The 18806-nt window shown below is 40.0% G+C and carries 19 protein-coding genes; 5 read left to right on the top strand and 14 right to left on the bottom strand.

The window, feature by feature from the left end:
* Positions 1 to 169 precede the first annotated feature (169 nt).
* The gene (locus tag V7K67_RS05165; protein ID WP_335165505.1) at positions 170 to 949 is read right to left on the bottom strand and encodes a Uma2 family endonuclease; all 780 of its coding nucleotides are present in this window, start codon (positions 947 to 949) and stop codon (positions 170 to 172) included.
* A 122-nt stretch (positions 950 to 1071) separates the two neighbouring features.
* Between V7K67_RS05165 and V7K67_RS05160 the strand changes: the two genes are divergently transcribed.
* Positions 1072 to 2496, top strand: coding sequence for a hypothetical protein (locus V7K67_RS05160; protein ID WP_335165503.1), 1425 nt, complete (start codon positions 1072 to 1074; stop codon positions 2494 to 2496).
* 92 nt (positions 2497 to 2588) lie between these two features.
* Here the strand turns inward: V7K67_RS05160 and V7K67_RS05155 are convergent, their stop codons facing one another.
* The 5 genes from V7K67_RS05155 to V7K67_RS05135 all read right to left on the bottom strand — a co-directional run bounded on the left by V7K67_RS05155 (position 2589) and on the right by V7K67_RS05135 (position 6823).
* Complete coding sequence (locus tag V7K67_RS05155) at positions 2589 to 3269, bottom strand: tetratricopeptide repeat protein (RefSeq protein ID WP_334733920.1); 681 nt, start codon at positions 3267 to 3269, stop codon at positions 2589 to 2591.
* Positions 3270 to 3673: 404 nt separating this feature from the next.
* Positions 3674 to 4006 carry a XisI protein gene (locus V7K67_RS05150; RefSeq protein ID WP_334733919.1) on the bottom strand — a complete coding sequence of 111 codons (333 nt, stop codon included), beginning with the start codon at positions 4004 to 4006 and terminating at the stop codon, positions 3674 to 3676.
* Entirely contained in the window at positions 3976 to 4440 is a 465-nt protein-coding gene (locus V7K67_RS05145; protein ID WP_334733918.1) for a XisH family protein, read from the bottom strand. The genes V7K67_RS05150 and V7K67_RS05145 overlap by 31 nt, the downstream gene beginning before the upstream one ends.
* A 109-nt stretch (positions 4441 to 4549) precedes the next feature.
* Complete coding sequence (acs, locus tag V7K67_RS05140) at positions 4550 to 6523, bottom strand: acetate--CoA ligase (protein ID WP_335165500.1); 1974 nt, start codon at positions 6521 to 6523, stop codon at positions 4550 to 4552.
* Between the two features lie 57 nt (positions 6524 to 6580).
* On the bottom strand, positions 6581 to 6823 hold the full coding sequence (locus V7K67_RS05135; RefSeq protein ID WP_334733916.1) for a hypothetical protein: 243 nt from the start codon (positions 6821 to 6823) through the stop codon (positions 6581 to 6583).
* A gap of 68 nt (positions 6824 to 6891) precedes the next feature.
* Here V7K67_RS05135 and V7K67_RS05130 point away from each other — a divergent pair, with 68 nt between their 5' ends.
* The 4 genes from V7K67_RS05130 to V7K67_RS05115 all read left to right on the top strand — a co-directional run bounded on the left by V7K67_RS05130 (position 6892) and on the right by V7K67_RS05115 (position 9596).
* The gene (locus V7K67_RS05130) at positions 6892 to 7536 is read left to right on the top strand and encodes a restriction endonuclease subunit R (protein WP_335165498.1); all 645 of its coding nucleotides are present in this window, start codon (positions 6892 to 6894) and stop codon (positions 7534 to 7536) included.
* 30 nt (positions 7537 to 7566) lie between these two features.
* On the top strand, positions 7567 to 8316 hold the full coding sequence (locus V7K67_RS05125) for a Uma2 family endonuclease (protein WP_335165496.1): 750 nt from the start codon (positions 7567 to 7569) through the stop codon (positions 8314 to 8316).
* An 81-nt stretch (positions 8317 to 8397) separates the two neighbouring features.
* Positions 8398 to 9087, top strand: a complete 690-nt coding sequence (locus V7K67_RS05120) for a hypothetical protein (RefSeq protein WP_334711321.1) — start codon at positions 8398 to 8400, stop codon at positions 9085 to 9087.
* Between the two features lie 68 nt (positions 9088 to 9155).
* Positions 9156 to 9596 (top strand): hypothetical protein, encoded by a 441-nt coding sequence (locus tag V7K67_RS05115; RefSeq protein ID WP_334711320.1) that lies wholly within the window; start codon positions 9156 to 9158, stop codon positions 9594 to 9596.
* A 435-nt stretch (positions 9597 to 10031) separates the two neighbouring features.
* Here the strand turns inward: V7K67_RS05115 and pstB are convergent, their stop codons facing one another.
* From pstB to cysH, 8 genes are all read right to left on the bottom strand, one after another.
* The gene (gene pstB, locus V7K67_RS05110) at positions 10032 to 10859 is read right to left on the bottom strand and encodes a phosphate ABC transporter ATP-binding protein PstB (RefSeq protein WP_334733913.1); all 828 of its coding nucleotides are present in this window, start codon (positions 10857 to 10859) and stop codon (positions 10032 to 10034) included.
* Between the two features lie 52 nt (positions 10860 to 10911).
* Entirely contained in the window at positions 10912 to 11811 is a 900-nt protein-coding gene (gene pstA, locus V7K67_RS05105) for a phosphate ABC transporter permease PstA (RefSeq protein ID WP_334711318.1), read from the bottom strand.
* Between the two features lie 6 nt (positions 11812 to 11817).
* On the bottom strand, positions 11818 to 12759 hold the full coding sequence (pstC, locus tag V7K67_RS05100) for a phosphate ABC transporter permease subunit PstC (protein WP_334733912.1): 942 nt from the start codon (positions 12757 to 12759) through the stop codon (positions 11818 to 11820).
* A 49-nt stretch (positions 12760 to 12808) separates the two neighbouring features.
* Positions 12809 to 13810: a PstS family phosphate ABC transporter substrate-binding protein gene (locus V7K67_RS05095; protein WP_335165493.1), complete on the bottom strand. Its 1002-nt coding sequence runs from the start codon at positions 13808 to 13810 to the stop codon at positions 12809 to 12811.
* An 84-nt stretch (positions 13811 to 13894) separates the two neighbouring features.
* The gene (locus tag V7K67_RS05090) at positions 13895 to 15052 is read right to left on the bottom strand and encodes a sulfate ABC transporter substrate-binding protein (protein ID WP_335165491.1); all 1158 of its coding nucleotides are present in this window, start codon (positions 15050 to 15052) and stop codon (positions 13895 to 13897) included.
* A 379-nt stretch (positions 15053 to 15431) separates the two neighbouring features.
* Positions 15432 to 16061: a restriction endonuclease subunit R gene (locus V7K67_RS05085; RefSeq protein ID WP_334733909.1), complete on the bottom strand. Its 630-nt coding sequence runs from the start codon at positions 16059 to 16061 to the stop codon at positions 15432 to 15434.
* A 154-nt stretch (positions 16062 to 16215) separates the two neighbouring features.
* Positions 16216 to 17469, bottom strand: a complete 1254-nt coding sequence (locus tag V7K67_RS05080; RefSeq protein WP_334733908.1) for an exonuclease SbcCD subunit D — start codon at positions 17467 to 17469, stop codon at positions 16216 to 16218.
* Positions 17470 to 17537: 68 nt separating this feature from the next.
* Positions 17538 to 18263, bottom strand: coding sequence for a phosphoadenosine phosphosulfate reductase (cysH, locus tag V7K67_RS05075; protein ID WP_334709385.1), 726 nt, complete (start codon positions 18261 to 18263; stop codon positions 17538 to 17540).
* Between the last annotated feature and the right edge of the window lie 543 nt (positions 18264 to 18806).

Genomic DNA, 18806 nt, shown 5'->3' with positions numbered 1-18806 from the left:
GAACCACGACAACTAAAGATATGGGGTTCTAGTAGGAAATAGATATTTTCGTATCAATCCTCTAGTTTACCCTTATGAAAAAGGGGAAGAATTGTATTTAGCTGGCGTTGATTTTCGGTGTGCGATCGCAGAAATATATGAAGAGTAATATTAATAGATGATAAATTTCCTAATCTAACATTTCTGGGTCAATTCCTAAAGCGTTGAGTTGTTCAGCAGAGAGTGATCGCAATTTCTCTACAATTCTCTCCCGCTTTTGTCGCTCAACTTCCGCCCTTTGTCGCTCATTCACGGCACGTTCCTCACCCGTTAGCAGTAAATTTCCTTGGGCATCCCACCAGCGCAACCAAGGTAAATCAGCATTCAGATAAAATCCCTGCCAGATTCCCAATTCCACCTCCATAGGAACAATTGGGTAATGTCCTCGTTCATTGGGTTGCATTAATTCATAAGTATTATCAACTAGGTGGTAAACTTCCACTTGAGCTTTTGCTACTTCATAAATCCCATAATAAGGCACTCGAATTGCCTGCTCATAAACCCAAAATTTACCAACATTTCCACCTTCCCCTTGAGATGGCGGTGTGTTATCTCGTTCTTCTGAACCATCTCCAGAGACAAATTCAATCACAATTAGGGGTGCAACATATTCCTTCCACAGCACATAAGAACGGCGCATTTTACCGTCAAGGGTAGGTGGTACATTGGGTACATAAAACCAGTCTGGTGCTTCAGCCCCTTTCTCAGGAGGATCTGTCAATCGCCAGTAGATACCAGAATCTTGTCCGATACAATATTGACTATCAGGATGAAGTTTCTCTAAAACAGGTTTAATTGAATCTGTGATTAAAATGCTTTGCGGATGTTCCTGAAGATTTTTCACAAATGTACCATCTGAGTCTGGTAACTGAGTGTGATCCGGTAAAGTTAATGTCGATAGCGAAGTCATAGGCTTTAACCGAAGGTTTCTATGATTTTCATTGTAAATTATGATTTTGTATACTACAGAAAGTTGGTATTTATTTTAAATTATAACTACAATACGTTGTATAAAAGTAATCTAAATAAAAAATGGACTCGTCTGACATCATTACACAGCAAAGCTATAGTTCCCAGTTAAATAACTTTGAAGTAGGTGTGTTAGGTTTTTTAACAGAACAAGGTTTACCAACTGATTCTGTATTAGTTTCAGTAAATGAGCGTGTAATTGTTTTTAGAAATCTCACCGATGTACTATCAAAGATTAATGATGATCAGAAGCCCCGTTCTGTATACATTTCTAAATATATTGCTGCTGTAGCATCAGGTTTATTTGATGCGGCATTAAATTACTTGTGGGACGAAACAATCTTAGAGTTAAGAAAGCGGGTATCCCAATATGATATTTCATATTTTTATGATAATGCCGTAAATAGCCCAGAAAAGCGTAAAAGTCTGAATTCAGAAGATGATTTAGTTAAAGTAAATGATAGTGAATTAATTGAGGGTGGCAGAAAAATAGGATTAATTTCAGAGATTGGATACAAGCATTTAGACACAATTAGATATATGCGTAATTGGGTGAGTGCTGCTCATCCAAATCAGAACGAGATTACGGGTTTAAACCTAATTTCTTGGTTGGAAACCTGTATTAAAGAAGTTATTTCTTTACCTTTGTCTAATGGAACAATAGAAATACAGAAATTTCTCAAAAATATTAAAAAAAATAATATTTCTGAATCTGATGCTAAAAAAATAGCAGCATTCTTTATAGAGCTTAACCAAGAACAAACTAACAATTTAGCATCAGGATTATTTGGCATATACACACGTTTAGATACAACACCACAGACAAGACAAAATCTTCATAGGCTAATACCTCATCTATGGGATAGAGTCGATGAGCAGGCACGTCAGCAATTTGGGACTAAGTATGGCAGGTTTGTTGCAAATAATGATCAACTAGAAGCAAAGCGTGCCCTTGAGTTTTTGGAAATAGTTTCAGGCAAATCATATATTCCTGAAGCTCTTTTATCCGCAGAAATAGATACTGCTGTTGATAACTTACTTAATGCTCATCGCGGGTGGGATAACTTCAATAATGAGCCACCGTTTGCAAAAGCATTAGAGACACTTATTAATGACAGGGGACAGGTTCCTCTTCAAATACGTGAAAAGTATATTTTGGGGCTAGTAGAAGTTTTTATTACTAATGGAAATGGAATTTCCCGTAATGCTGAAACCAGCTATAAATCTCTCATTGAACGATTTGATACAACTCAAGCAGTTATGGTAATTTTGTCTTTCCATAACACAATGATTGCTAGTAAACTTCAGCATAACTTATGTCAAAGTAACTATCGTGAACTTTTAAATATGATGAAATTAAAAGTTTCGGCTCCAGTAATTAAGGAACTAATAGATGAAATTGAAAAATATAAAGGCCCATTACATAGGTTAAGAGAGCAATCAGATTTCAAGAAAAAAGTTGATAATATGAGAAAAATTATTTTCTAAAAGAAGGTAAGTAAGAGTGTAGGGTGCATAAAATATTAGCAACACACCCTACCTATTACTATATCTGACACCATTCATCTACCTGCTGATTTTCATGAAACACTAGGTTCATCAGCAGTTTTAATTTCTCGCAAAATTCTTTCGACTTGGTTAACTTTTTCACCTCTATGCTGTTCTTTGAAAATATTTAAAGCTTTTTCTAAAGAAGATAGCGCCTCGTCTTTTTTATTGGTTTGCCACATTGCCAGTGCAAAATTAGTCAGCGCCTCGCCGTAATTAGGATTAATTTCCAGAGCTTTTTTATATTCAGTAATGGCTTCTTGCCAGCGACTTTCGCTAGCGTAAGCCATACCGATGGCATTGTAAGCTAGAGCATATTTTGGCTGGAGGCGAATGGCTTCTCGATAAACGCTAATTGCTTCTTCTGATTTCTTTTGCTGAAAAAGCGCATTTCCCAATTGAAAGTGTCCAAAGGCATCTTCTGGGAATTTTTTAATGAATTTACGTAAATTTTCCTCTGCGCCTTTGAAGTCTCCCTGATTATATAAAGTATTAGCTTGTTGTAGCAGCTGCGATCGCTCTGGTGAATCTGTACCTGAAAATTGTGCTAGTTTTTGTGGTTCTTTGTATGTATCCTGTTCTGGCGTATGCAAAGAAACTATTGCAGGAACCGCTAAAACTAATGGTGATATCCCCATTACAGCGAGAATACTCAGCATCATGCAGCTAAAAGGTTGAACAAATGCTGATTTTAGTTTGCTCTTCAGCTTCATCGCCCTCAATGCCTCGATAATGTTCTTATCTCCATGATAAAATGTGGCGCGCTAGCATGTAACGCACTACAACTGAAATGGGCGGTTAGAAATTGCGTCTACACAAGCAAAACCAACCTCTGTGGGGTTTCAAAGCTTCAATTCTTAGTCTGCACAGGCGGACGACAGTTTGTATAACTACGAATTTTATTCGCTTTGGCTCTAAGAGGATGTTTGTAAAGTCTCAATTCATACTAGCCCTGGCGACTAGAAGTCGCAGCTACGCGAGACTTTCTGCCTACGTAGGTTAGAAACCCTTAATTTTTCTTAGTCCACGGAGGTGGACTAAGTTTTGTGTAGTAGCGAATTCTATTCGCCCAATACTTTTAAAACATCCTCTAAGCGCTGACAATGGAAATCGTAATTTAGAGTTTTCCTGCACTAGCAGCTAGCTCTGATTCAGGCAGAAAAGCTAAAACAATATCTAGTGGAGAAACACCCATCACTATCAAATCTTGGGTTATGCCGTGTTCTATGCCGTCATATTCAATATAAACCTTGCCATTTTGCAGCGTCACATAAATTAGATTTCCTCGGACTCGCCGTCCTCTATCCCAACCCACTTGCATCAAAGCATACCTATCGTGCGTTTCATCAAAGATTGGGTCAAGTCGAATATCTCCATGCGAGGGACGAAGTTTAGAATATTGTATAATCATCTGCTTGACTATTTCTCGATAGGTCGTACTGGTATCCATTGTATTACCTCTACTGTTTTTAAATTGATGATGATTAATTTCAGTGGCATTTCTGTAATTACTAGTTCGCCAATTGGTTCATTGAAAATATTGCTATAGATAGTATCTGTAATTGCCAAATATAGTTCTCGCTCTGGTTCTATTCTACTGAGTAAAAGCTGATAGAGTGTATACTGTCCAAGCGCTTGTTCTAAATCAGCAATAACAGATTGACCCCGAAAATCTTTAATTTCAATTGCGATTCGCTGATTTTCTTTTGTCGCACCGATAAAACTTCCTTGAGCTTGCTTAAGTGTTGATGCTAAAGTAGCAGCCAAATCTATAAATAAGAATCTTTCACCATAAGAAATAACATAAGGATCGTCAGTTATTTTCCAACCATCTTTAATAATTGCTTGCTTGACTATATTGTGAATGCTATCTCTTGGTGGCATTAATTAATCAACAGTAAGTGTTTTGGTAGTCAGGCATAATGCACTATATATCGAGCATTATAGAAAGGCATCTCCAATATAGGAAATGCCAATCCAAAATATAAAATTTCTATGCACCTTCCCGTAACTTATCCAACACACTCCGATCTTCCAATGTGGAAGTGTCACCAGATACCTCTTGTCCAGCAGCTAGATTCCGCAATAAGCGTCGCATAATCTTACCCGATCGCGTTTTGGGTAAAGCGTCTGTAAAGCGAATTTCTCCCGGACGTGCGATCGCACCTATTTCTTTGACAACGTGCTGTTTGAGTTCTTTAATCAGTTCCTCACTTCCCTGATAAGTGCCTTCTAGAGTTACAAAAGCGACTACTTCTTCACCCTTAAGTTCATCAGGTTTACCCACTACTGCTGCTTCTGCAACTGCTGGATGCGAAACTAAGGCTGATTCTACTTCCATTGTACCAAGTCGGTGTCCTGAGACATTCAGTACATCATCCACACGACCCATTACCCAGAAGTAGCCGTCTTCATCAACTCTCGCACCATCACCAGCAAAGTAAGTATAGTTACCATCTTGGGGCGGAATGTGTTCCCAATAGGTGCGGCGGAAGCGTTCTGGATCGCCGTAGACTGTCCGCATCATTCCTGGCCAAGGATGGCGCACAGCTAGATAACCGCCTTCGTTATTGGGTACGGTGTTTCCTTCTAAATCCACGACATCTGCGATAATTCCAGGGAAGGGAAGAGTTGCGGAACCGGGTTTGGTGGGAATTGCCCCTGGTAGTGGTGTAATCATGATACCGCCTGTCTCCGTTTGCCACCAAGTATCCACAATTGGACAGCGATCACCACCAATGACTTTGTGATACCACATCCAAGCTTCGGGGTTAATTGGTTCGCCAACGGTTCCCAACAAACGCAATGAAGACAGGTTTCGCGCATTGGGATGTTGTTCGCCCATCTTAATAAATGCCCGAATTGCCGTAGGTGCGGTATAAAAAATATTAACGCCGTATTTTTCAATTACATCCCAGAAACAGCCAGGATTTGAAGTACGGGGCGCACCTTCATACATCACCGTGGTTGCACCATTGGAAAGAGGGCCGTAAACAATGTAGCTGTGTCCCGTAATCCAACCGACATCGGCAGTACACCAATATACATCTGTGTCTTGCAGGTCGAATATCCATTTGGTAGTGATATGGCTATACAAATTATAACCAGCAGTTGTATGCACTACGCCCTTCGGTTTACCGGTGCTGCCAGAAGTGTAGAGGACAAACAGCATATCTTCGCTGTCCATCGGTTCGGCGGGACAATCTGCTGATGCACCTTTTTGTAAATCATGCCACCAATGATCGCGTCCGCCCAACTGCATATCAGTTTCTTGTCCAGTGCGCTTGACAACTAGGACGTTTTCGATACTGGGAACAGCACCATCAGCTAAGGCTTTGTCTACCTGTTCTTTGAGAGGAACGATCGCATCTTTACGCCAACCACCATCAGCCGTAACTACTAGTTTAGCTTGAACATCAATTAAGCGATCGCGCAAAGCTTCGGCACTAAAACCACCAAATACCACACTATGGGGTGCGCCAATTCGGGCACAGGCTAACATCGCGATCGCGGCTTCGGGAATCATCGGCAGATAAATTCCGACGCGATCGCCTTTTTGTACACCTAGTTGCTTCAATACATTGGCGAACTGGCAAACCTCCCGGTGCAATTGGGCATAAGTAAGAGTACGCGAATCACCTGGTTCTCCTTCCCAAATCAATGCAGCCTTATTTTTGCGCCAGGTGGTGAGATGTCTGTCAAGACAGTTGTAAGAAATATTAATCTTACCACCGACAAACCACTTAGCAAAAGGTGGTTGCCAGTCTAGCACCGTATCCCATTTTTGGAACCATTCTAATTCTGTTCCAGCCAAATCTGCCCAAAATTGCTGCGGATCGGCTTTGGCTTTGTCGTAGAGACGCTGATAGTCATCCAGGCTTTTGATATGGGCATTCTGCGAAAATTCCGAGGCAGGATGAAAGAGACGATTCTCTTGTAGGATTGATTCTATGGTTGGTTGAGACATGGTTAGTTATGAGTGCGATCGCTACTGTTACTAAAAACTATTCTTAGCCCAGTTGTGCTATATAGGGTTTAGATTTTCGTTAAGCTGGGTGGAAATTGCCGAGTTATTTAGTTTACATTCATTTTCATCTAAACCTCCATTCCTCCCACCAAAACTGTACTCAGTTTGGTGGTGGGAGGAATGGAGGGCTAATTGCGAAACGTCCCCTGAGTGAACGCCAGTTGCTTTATGCAGGCGTTCCCGTCCACCACACTGGCGTAGTTTACCTACCAAAAGCAAGCGATCAAGAAATGTAAACACGTTTTGCAACCTATCTACCGGGAATGTTGCAATATTGTAAGTAGTCTTGACAAACAAAGCCTGAAATTATGACGCTTACCGTTGAAGCTAGCAGCTTATCTCTCAACGATGTTCATCGGTTTCTCAAACTAGAAAAGCTTTCAAGTGGTTCATTTACAGATTTCTTAACTTTAGAACCACTATCTGAGTTTGAACAGCACGATTTATTGCGAATCAGAAGCGACTTTGAACGTTATTTAAACTTAGGTAAAATTTCCGAAGGTTTGGTTAAATTTATAACCATAGCGCCACTAATGCGGCTAGCTGGATTTTACGATGTGCCGATTCGGTTGACAATGGAAGATAGCATTGCGATCGCAGTCGAAGATGAAGATAGAAGAATTACTGGGCGGATGGATATTTTAGCAATCAACAATCCTCAGAGTATGATTGCGCCACCTTTTTGGGTTGTAGTGATTGAAACTAAAAACAGCGCGGTTGAAGTAGGTGAGGGTTTACCTCAATTACTCACTTATGCTTTTAAGAGTTTAGATCAACAACCATCAGTTTGGGGTTTGGTAACTAACGGACTGCGTTATCAATTTGTTTATTTAAGAGATGAACAGCAGCCAACTTATCAATTGATGCCATTATTAAGTCTGAATGAATCTCCCGGTGCAATCGAGTTATTACAAGTTTTTAAAGCCATCTGTAAGTTACCGACTTTTCAGTAAAATGAACTTACAATTGCGGAGCGATCGCTGATGTCTGAACCTGCTACCCTAGAAATCATCTCTGATAATATTTCAGAGGACGAAGTGATTTTTCCTCCAGGCGATATACTGAGTGACGAACCACCCTTGGAAAGTGACCTACACCGAGAACAAATCGATTTGCTGATTCGCCTACTTAAATTATGGTGGCAAGAACGGCAAGATTTTTATGCTTCTGGTAATTTGACAATTTACTATAGTCCTAACCAGAAAAAATCAGAGTATTTCCGTGGCCCGGACTTTTTTGTAGTTTTGGGAACCCAAAAAAAAGACCGTAAGAGTTGGGTAGTTTGGCAAGAAGACGGCAAATATCCAAACCTAATTGTGGAAATTTTGTCAAGTTCAACGACAGCAGTTGATAAAGGTTTAAAAAAACAAGTTTACCAAGATACCTTCCGTACACCAGATTATTTCTGGTTTGACCCTGTAACAACGGAACTTCAGGGGTTTCATTTAGTTGATGGTAAGTATCAAGAGATCCAAGTAACCACTGATGGACGTTTGTGGAGTCAGCAGTTAGAACTTTATTTGGGAGTTTATGAAGGTAAATTAAGATTCTTCACTACTGAAAATCAATTAATACTATCATCAGAGGAATTGGCTGAACAAGAAAGCTTACGTGCCCAACAGGCAGAAGAACGTGCCCAACAAGCAGAAGAACGTGCCCAACAAGCAGAGCAAGAAATTGCTCGACTGCGGGAGGTTTTACGTACACAGGGCATCAACCTAGAGAATATTTAATGACATCAGGAAATTAACTAAAGACATTTTTGAGTTAAAATCGTATAAAAAAAGAGTTATCTTCTGAAAGTAGGGCATCGTTTGCAAGCACAAGAGATTAAGGATAAGCTAAAGTCCCTTATCGAGCAGGCCTCCTCGGTAGATTATAATTTAGCGAGAAGATTAGATGAAATCAATCGTTGGGTAAAGAACATCAAACCAGGTTCCCTGACTGCAAAACCCTTTGTCATTGCCTTTCTATTAGAGGTAATTACGGATTCTACAATATGGTTGATAATCAAATCCTTACCTTCAGAGGAAGAACAAAAAGCAAAGTTCGAGCAAATGACGCCGATTGAGAGATATTGGTATGGTTATCTTTTTCCCAGATGGATCAATGCAAGTGACTCCAAGTTTTATATTTGGAAACAAAAATTGATGGCAGGCGAATTTAATCAGGTCGATAATGATATCATTAGATCAATAGCCCAAGATATAGTTCAGCGAGAAGGTAGTTTTTGGCAGCGTTATATTGCCGACCTTTCTATGGCAACAGATTTAATTGTTAGTCGTAACAATCAACCACTGTGCATTCAAGTTACAAGTGTTAGTGAAGAACTTAATCACCAAAAGTACGAAGCTTGGCAAAATACACTGCGATCGTGGGAAATCGAGAGAGGATTGTTCTTAAGTTACAATCCCAAGGATGCTAATTTTGTAAACCAGTTAGTCAACGTGGCCCTGTATAACAGTGATTACCTTTCTGGTGGCAAATATTTAAAATTTTCGTGAAATTTCAGGAATTTGATATTTCAGATTTGTGTTCTAGCCTACATACTTACGTGCTAATTAGAGCTTTTATGGCTAACAAAAGAGAAACTCACTGCAACAATCAAGTAGATACATTTGCTGAAGCTTTAGCAACAGCGCGACAAATGCAGCAGAACTGGTTAACTTATGGGGTTGATTTTGTCAATATTTACGTTGAAGATGTGGATGGAGACTGGCTAGAAACGTGGGGACATGACGAAATATTGGGTAATTTTCAATTAGATACTATCAAAGAATTTTTGGTAAGTAATGATAGTGTAGCAGTGAAAGTAAGACAGCACTTAGGAGAGCGATCGCTGTTTGATTTTGCAGTAAACTTAGATGAATCTTGGAGAATTTCTGAAACCCATGACAGGTTATCTGCTGTGAGAAATTTGTTAGCTGGTGAAGTAAATAGTATTAATACAGATGACATCAGGCTAGTAGATTTAGCAAATAGTCTACTGGTAAGGTTGGAACATACCTTGTGAAATTTTTAGTTGCATAGTGGTAGAGTAAATTGTGAACTCAAGGGTTTTCATAAGGTATCTTCAATAGAAGTCAAGGCACATCTAGCCGGTAAGGTATCAAGGGATGCAATAGCTTAAGAAGTAAAAAGTAAAAAGATAATCCCCATAAATAAATTCAGGGGATTTGATAAGGAAGTATTATTTCTTGCGCTATGCCTATTGTGGTGTAGTCCTTTGAGGTTGGCCAGAGCCAGTTTACTCGGGAAATTACATAATTAAATTGAGGTTTTAAGTAGGTGGGTGAGAAAACTTATAACTATGTCATTGCGTACTCCTTTGGAGAACCCGCAGGGTACGCAACGAAGTGGAGTGTACCCCTACGGGGATCTTGCTACGCGTAGCGTCTCCAAGAGTTGCAATCGCGAGGTTTTCACCACTTTTACTTTTCGTTACATATTAACCGAAGCGTCCACTGATATAATCCTCGGCTTCTTTGGTTTGAGGAGAACTAAACATTTGTGCTGTCGGATTAAACTCAACTAATTTGCCCCGACGTTTACCATACTCGTCAATTTCTGTATTGAAGAAAGCCGTGAAATCTGCAACTCTCGAAGCTTGCTGCATATTGTGTGTCACCATAATGATGGTGTATTGCTCCTTGAGTTCTAAGCAGAGTTCTTCTACTTGACGGCTAGAAATTGGGTCGAGAGCAGAACATGGTTCATCCATTAATAATACATCTGGCTTCATGGCGATCGCACGGGCAATGCAAAGTCGTTGTTGTTGTCCGCCAGATAATGCAGTTCCCTTCTCTTTAAGTTTGTCTTTTACTTCACCCCAGATAGCAGCGCGTCTGAGAGAATCTTCTACCAATTCATCAACGTTACCTTTGTAACCATTAGCCCGGGGCCCAAAGGAAATATTTTCGTAGATTGACTTCGGGAAAGGATTCGGTCTTTGAAAAACCATTCCCACTTGGCGGCGCAATTTGACAGAATTTATCTTCGGATCGTAAATGTTGCGATCGCGATAATTTAGTCTACCCTCTACCTTAGCACCAGGAATTAAATCATTCATGCGGTTGAAGCAACGCAATAAGGTACTTTTACCACATCCTGAAGGCCCAATAAAAGCAATAATTTGTTTATCAGGAATCTTTAGGTAGACATCTAAAAGTGCTAGAAATCCTCCATAGAAGACCTTCACACCTTCAACATTGAAGACGCTATTACCTTGTTCAATTGTGGCACTATCTGATTGACTTCTATTATTGCTGTAAGTCATGTGGCTGTTCTCCAAATAATCTGTGAATATATCCAATTAGATATTTAATTACCTAATTTATTGAGAAGCGTTGCCGGATATAAATTGCTACACCATTTAAAGCTAAAATTAAGAGCAACAACGCAATAATTGTGGCTGCTGCTGCACTAGCAAAACCCGGTTCAGGACGAGTTATATAACTATAAATTTGAATAGGTAATGCCATAAATCTCTGAAACAAACCAGGGTTAAAGGTGAGAAAACCCACAGCACCTACAACAATCAGAGAGGCTGCATCGCCAATAGCGCGGGATACAGAGATAATCACCCCCGTCAGAATACCGGGAACAGCATAGGGTATGACATGATTGCTGATAGTTCGCCATTTTGTCACACCTAATCCGTAAGAAGCATTTCTCAGGGAATCTGGGACAGCGCGAATTGCTTCTCTAGCTGTCACAATAATTACTGGTAAAGACAACAAAGATAAAGTCAATGCACCAGAAATTAAAGCGGGGCCAAACCCAAGCAAATAATTGAAAACCCCTAAACCCAGCAATCCATAGACGATAGAAGGTACACCCGCCAGATTACTGATATTAATCTCAATAATCGCTGTCCACCAAGCTTTAGGTGCATACTCTTCTAGATATAAAGCTGCTCCGACACCAATGGGAACAGTGACTAAAATCACAACCAGCCCTAAAAGAATGCTGCTGATAATTGCAGGGCGAATACCACCTTGGTCAGGAAAACGAGAAGGAGTTTCCGTGAGAAAGCCGGGTGATAAAAATCTGCCTAATCCGTCTTTAAAAATATCAAAAAGTAGCAAAGCTAGGATAAATAAACCAATCAGCAATCCTAACAAAAAAAGTACTTCAAATACTTTCCCTAATGTCTCCCTACTTTCAACATTATCGGTAAATTCTGCCGCAGAATCTAGAGAATCATCTTGTTGATAACTTGTAGCCATATCTATTTAGTCGTATTTTTCTTTAAAGCGATTAGCAATCCAGTAACTAACAATATTCAGAACAAGGGTAAGTAGAAATAGAACAGCGCCTACAGCATATAATGTCTTGAAATTAAGACTACCACGCGGACTATCTCCACCAGAAATTTGTGCCATGTAGGCTGTCATTGTTTCTACTGATTCCGCAAAGTTAATAGTTAGTCTTGGTTGCTGTCCGGCGGCGATGAGGACAGTCATTGTTTCACCCACAGCTCGAGAAATACCCAAAATAATCGAGGCTATGATTCCAGAAAGCGCGGCTGGTAGAACTACTTTAAAAATGGTTTCCAGTTTAGTGATACCTAAAGCATAAGCTCCTTCTCGCAATGAGCGTGGAACTGCTCGAATAGCATCTAAGCTGATAGAACCAACAGTAGGAGTAATCATTACCCCCATCATTAAACCCGCACTCAAAGCGTTGAATATTTCCAGAGGGACAAAATTCCGCAGCAATGGTGTAAGGAACAACAGCGCAAAGTAACCATATACTACTGTAGGTACTCCCGCCAAAAGTTCCACTGCCGGACGTAAAATTGCTGCTACTTTGGGTTGAGCATACTCACTTAAATAAATCGCAGAAGATAAACCTAAAGGAATAGCAACTGCCATTGCAATAGCTGTAGTTAAGAAAGTGCCATTAATCAAAGGCCAAACACCAAAATGTTTATCGGCAAATAAAGGTGTCCATTTAGTATCAAGAAAGAATTGGGCAAAGGAAACTTCTTGGAAAAAACTGAATGTCTCCTGAAATATAATTACGACAATACCAAAGGTAGTCAAAACCGAGACTAAAGCACAAGCAAATAAAATCACCGCAATAATCTTTTCGGAAATGTCTTCCGAGGCATTTTTCTCCAGTGACTCTCTGGATTGTAGATAAGGAGCGTCTTGAAAATTGGTATTTTGCATGAACAATTAACTTCTTACTAAAATTAAACTACAATACCTGAGACTTAATTTAAATAAAGTTTGTGATCGGTTCACCTGGTTTTGCTTTTTTAAACTTTGTCCCAGTTTCACCAGTAGCAAACTTTTGTTTGACTTTGACGTAAGCTTCATCAGGTAATGCTACATAACCAACACTATCTACCCACTTCCAAGAATTTTCTAGATAAAAATCTACAAATTCTTTTACTGCTGGCTTAGTATCTAAGGATTTTTTACTGACATAGATGAAGAGAGGACGAGACAAAGGTGTATAGATGTTTTTAATTACATTATCCACCGGAACTGGTTTTTCACACTTTCCTGTAAGACTTTCTACAGCAACTAAATTCAGTTTGTCTTGATTTTGAATGTAGTAAGATATCCCTACATAACCCAAGGCTGATACATCACCTGACACTCCTTGTACGAGAAGGTTTTGATTCTGAGTGGCAGTATAGTCTGTACGGCCATTCTTGGCTTTGCCAGTTACAGCTTGAGTCATATAATCGAATGTTCCCGTATCAGAAGATGGAGCATACAGCTTCAGCTTTTCTTTAGGAAACTTGGGATTAACTTGATTCCATGCCAATATTTTGCCGTCTGATTTCCCGCCCCAAATCGTACCCAGTTCCTTAATAGTTAGACATTTAGCAAAGTTATTTTTACGGTTGGCAATCACGGCGATGCCATCTAAAGCTACAGGTAATTCTACAAATTTAATATTCTTACTTTGACATTTTTTGATTTCTTCATCTCTAATGGTGCGAGAAGCACCAGCTATATCAATATCTCCATTACAAAATTTACTGAAACCACCACCAGTACCACTTGAGGCAACGCTGACTTTAGCTTCAGGTTTAACTTTACCGTATTCTTCTGCAACTGCTAAAGAAATGGGAAAACCGACAGCTGCACCATCAATGCTCACCTGACTTTTCTTTTCTTCATTACTGCTACAAGCAGTGATACTGCTGGCAATAATCATTAAAAATGTCAGTAAGACGCTATTCTTGAATCTGCTACGAAAGCTCATAAATTATCAATTGAGATAAAGTTACAGGGAATTGCTTATGCTTGGCTATCTACAAGTAGAGAATGCTGCATGAAAAAATAAATATCATGCTTTGTTTGCAGCTTGCACTTTGTCAAAAATTGCTCCATCTCCAAAAAACTTTTTCTGAATAATATCCCAACCGCCTAAATCTTGAGATGTAAATAAAGTTTTAATTGGCGGATGTTCTGAAGCTACTTCTTCCGTAACAGTGGGATTAACAGGACGATATTGTAATTTTGCAAATTCACGTTGAGCTTCTGTGGAGTAAAGAAAATCAACAAATGCTTGTGCAACTTCTCTTGTACCGTGCTTATCAACGTTTTTATCAACTATCGCTACAGGATTGTCAATGGAGATATTGACTTGGGGTACAACATAAGGCAACTTCGTCCCATTTTTACCCGCCAAAATCACCTCATTTTCGTAGTTTATTAAGACATCTCCTTCACCTTTTTGGAAGAATAAATCGCTAGCCTCACGGGCATCTTTCGTTAGAGTCGGGGTATTTTTATAAACTTTGGTGACATAATCTAGCGCTGTCGCTTCATCACCACCTGTTAGAGTTACCGAACCCCAAAAAGCTAAGAATTCCCAGATAGCAATACCAGAAGTTTTTGGGTTAGCGGCAATCACTTTTATGCCATCTTTTGCCAAGTCTGCCCAAGTCTGAATGCCTTTTGGGTTGGCTTCGCGAGTAACGATCGCAGCAACCGATCTACTCACAATACCACTTCTCGGAGCTTTGGTTTCCCAACCTGATTTAATCAAACCAGCTTGCTGAATTTTGCTAATATCGAGGGGAAGTGCCAAGTGTACTATATCTGCTTCTTGGGAACCGTTAATGACAGCAGCCGCTTGAGCTACAGAACCGCCATAACTTTGCTCAAATGTGACATTTTGGTTGTGTTCCTGCTTCCACTTTTCGATAAATTTGGGAATTATCTGGTCATGAGCGGCTTTGGTGACAGAGAATGAAACGAGTTTTAACTTAACATCATTTTTGCTAGCTGAACTGCTTCCAGAACAGGAGGCAACTGCTATACTCAAAAAAATACTTATTAAAAACAGACTTACAAAGCTTTGGATACTGTGGCCATTCAACCAACTTCTAATTGCATGTTGATACGATAGTTGTATAGTCCGCAAAGCTTTCATGGCATAAGCCTGCATTCCCTCACTCAGGAATTTACTTAATTGTATGAATTGTTGCGACTTGCTCATTAGAATCACCCCTAAATCTACGGTATTTCTACATGGATACCGTGATTATCAGAATTATAGGGTATATAGAATAATATTTATCATCTGGATTAAATTTTTTTGATTAAGTGAGAAATCCATGATCAAAAGTAGCAAATAAATTTGATTTACCAAGGCATTTCAAAAAACGGGTTTTTCTGCTGGAAAGCGAAACAATCCGGCTATATACATAATATTTGCTAAAAAATATGTGATGATGAATACAAAACAGTAGTGAAAACTCGACTTTTTTTAACCTGTAAAGCTGTTTGTAAAACAAAGTAGCTGCATAATAGCATCTTAAGTATGATCTCTAGCGATCGCGCTTATTACGACTATTATTTATATATGGCGATAAGATTTAAGTACTCACCAACTGAGTCAGGCGCTTCAATATACGTAGCACGTGGTACAATTCATTTCCAGGGTTTCGCATCAAAAAACCCTTTGATAAAGCATAACGCGGTGGATTTCCTTTCACTAATTTGACGAAAATAAACTCGCTTCCCGTGGCAATCATCCCAAAACTGGGTTTATCAATATACGAATTTCCTAACAGATAAGCAAGAATTTGTGCCAGTCCTTGCTCAACTGAAAAAGAAGCTCTTTTAGACTCAATAATCATCACCCATAATTGCTCTTTGAAAACTAAGGTATCTATTCTGCCTTTAATGATTACATCTTCATCTGGCACAGCAATATCTATAGATTCTTCTGATTTTACATAAAAGGTCGCTAGATAAAAATCCCCGATAAAAAGTAATGGGTCTACAACTGCCATTCTAACTACATCTTCTAGTAAAGGTGGGTAATTAAGAAGATTTAAATAACCCATTTTCACCTTGTCTAAAAGTTGTTTGTCTAAATCATTAATTTCTGGTAAATTTTCTTGCCATTCGTGAAAGAATGAGTCATCTAAAACTAGCTGAATACCAAACTTATCGATTAAATAGCGTAAGTCGATGACCTTTGCTTGGATTGTTTGCGTCATAGATTTTGGGAAGTAGAAAATAGGAATAACACAAAACACCTCTAAAACTCTTATTTCTCCGTGCCCTCTGCGCCTCAGTGGTAGCCTGCGGCAAGCCGAAGCGTCTACGTCATTCCATAAGAATTATTAATTACCAATCACGAATTATTTTATCCTACTCATTAGTTGCTGCTTCCAGCCAAACTTCCACTTCATCTGCTAGCAACTTCTGGGCTGCGTCCATCATTGATGCTGCGATGTCTTTGAGATCTTCACGATTATTTAAGTAAGTTTTCAACGCTTCCATTGGGTCGATGCTGCTACTTGCGCTCAATTCGGGAATTCGGGGCCTGGCTAATTGACTCACTAATTCTGCTTGAATGGTGTAGGTATGAGCAGGACTTAAAGCAGTATGTAGAGAGGAACTGTCAATTAAATCCATCTGTTCAGAGCGGAGTTTGTAAATTAGCCGCACTACAGCATCTTGAATATCATACTTGGCGATCGCTTTCATTAACACCGCTTGCGGATCATCTGCTTTCGAGATATCCACCTCAATGGTTTGGAAAGTCCGAACTGTTAAGGGACAAAATTCCCACTCAGCGCTTCCCCGCTCCAGTTCCAGCATCACATAACCTTTGTCTTCTTTTTCTTCGCTAAAATCTACCCGCTCAATACTCCCTGGATAAATCACCGGTGGGTTGTTGGATTTATTCAGATTTTGATGGCGGTGGACGTGTCCCAACGCTACATAATCAAAACAAGGTCGCGTCAGCAAAGATAGGGGTAGAGTAAAGCCTTTACCTACTGCCAAAAAGCGTTCTGCGCCCAAGGTTGCATTGTCAGCCATCAAGTGAGCCAAAAGGATAGTAGGCACATGGGGGTCAAGACGGCGAACTTCCCCTTCTAAAACAACTCGCAGACGTTCTGTTAATAGTTGGTTGACTTCCGCCAAAGACAAACCTTCAGTCTCTTGGCGAGTCATCAGGGTGGAACGAGTCAGCCAAGGCAGAGTAATTACTTGCACTTTGCCATTACGGGTTTCGATACAGTGCGTAGTTAATGTATCACCGACAACAAACCCTGGCACTCCCAAAGTGCGATAAATATTTAAACTCGCCCCTCCCTGTCCTTGGGAATGTTGGTCATGATTGCCTACCAACAGCACTGTCGGAATATTGGCATCCATCAGACGGCGAAACTGGCTAGCAAAAGCTTGTTGTACATAAGGCGGTGGTGTCGCATCCGGGAAAGCATCGCCACCAAATATCACCATATCAACTGCATCTGTCAGCGCTCGGTCAATACATATAGACAAGGTGTTGACAAAATCCTCCAATCGTGTATTTAATCCCGTCGCGGGATTAATTCGTCCGTGGGAAAAGCCGCTTCCCATGTGGATATCGGAGAGATGGAGGATTTTGATCATAATTGTCCTTTGTTCTTAGTCATTTGTCCTTTGTCTAATACTAATGACCAATGACCAATGACCAATGACTAAATATGAATTCCACATTCTGTTTTATCACTTCCCCGCCAGCGTCCGGCGCGTTCGTCTTCACCTTCACCTACTTTGGTGGTGATGGGTTCGTCGCCGATGCTGGGATAACCTTTGTCGTGTAGGGGGTTGTAGATGACTCCGTGTTCAGCCACGTAAACCCAGCTGTCTTGACGTGTCCAGGTAGCTATAGGATTTACTTTCAGCCGACCTTTACCATCAAATTCAAATATGGGCATATTTGCACGGGTTACTGCTTGGTCACGGCGGCGTCCGGTAATCCAAGCGACGCTATTGAGTTCGTCTAGACCCCGTAGCAGTGGTTCAATTTTTGTAATGTGGTGGAATTTGGCAATATCCTTGTCCCAAAGTTTATCGCCGTACTTGGCTTCAAAGGCTTCGCGGGTATCTACATCTGGAGTTTTGAAAGTTTGCAAATCTAGGTTGTAGATTTGTTTGGCTTTGGCTACCAATTCTAGGCTTTCAGGGAAGTGGTGCAAGGTGTCAAGAAAAATTACAGGAACGGGATGCTTCAGTTCAGTGTAAAGAATATGAGTAATTATCATGTCATCCACGTTAAAGGCGCTTGTTTGCACCAGTTCCGTTGGGATATTTTCTATAGACCATGCCAGTATGTCTTTGGGAGTGGCAGTTTCAAATTGCTCATTTAATTTGTCTAAGTCAAAAGCGATTGCTTGGTTTCTAGATGCCGTGGAGACTGTCATGATAATCTTCTATTCAAATATTTCTACCTTGATTAAGATCGATCTTACTTCATTAAGACGCGTATTCCGCTCGGAGATAAGGTAATTATTTTGTTCGGAAATTACTACATTTTGGGAATGGGGATTGGGAATTGGGAACAAAGCAAGGGAGAAGAATTTTCCCCTCCGCACCCCGCCCCTCTGCCTCTTTTCAATGCTCAATACCAAGTAAAAATTATTACATAAGCATAAATGAGGTATTTACTAAGAAAGGTTAAGGTAATTTAAGTTTTACAATACTTTTATAGATATTTATACTGATTTTGATATGGTTAAGGGACTATTAATAAAAGGGATTTTACTTAAATGAACAACGCAAAATTCAGCAATCCATTAGGCCAGTCTATAATTATGGGCGCTCTAATGGTGTTAACCAGCGTTGGGGTTATTACAATCATGAACTTTTTCTAACCCCTAGCTATCTAATTGGTATTTCAGGGCTTGAGACTCAAGCACAGAGAGAAGTTCGGTATGTTGATTGACTAAACCTTGTATTGCGGTAAT

Origin of the sequence: Nostoc sp., from assembly GCF_036917155.1 — a bacterium.
Lineage (GTDB): Bacteria > Cyanobacteriota > Cyanobacteriia > Cyanobacteriales > Nostocaceae > Nostoc.
Note: the sequence above shows the minus strand (reverse complement) of the source record. Positions and strands in the feature narration are given on the sequence as shown.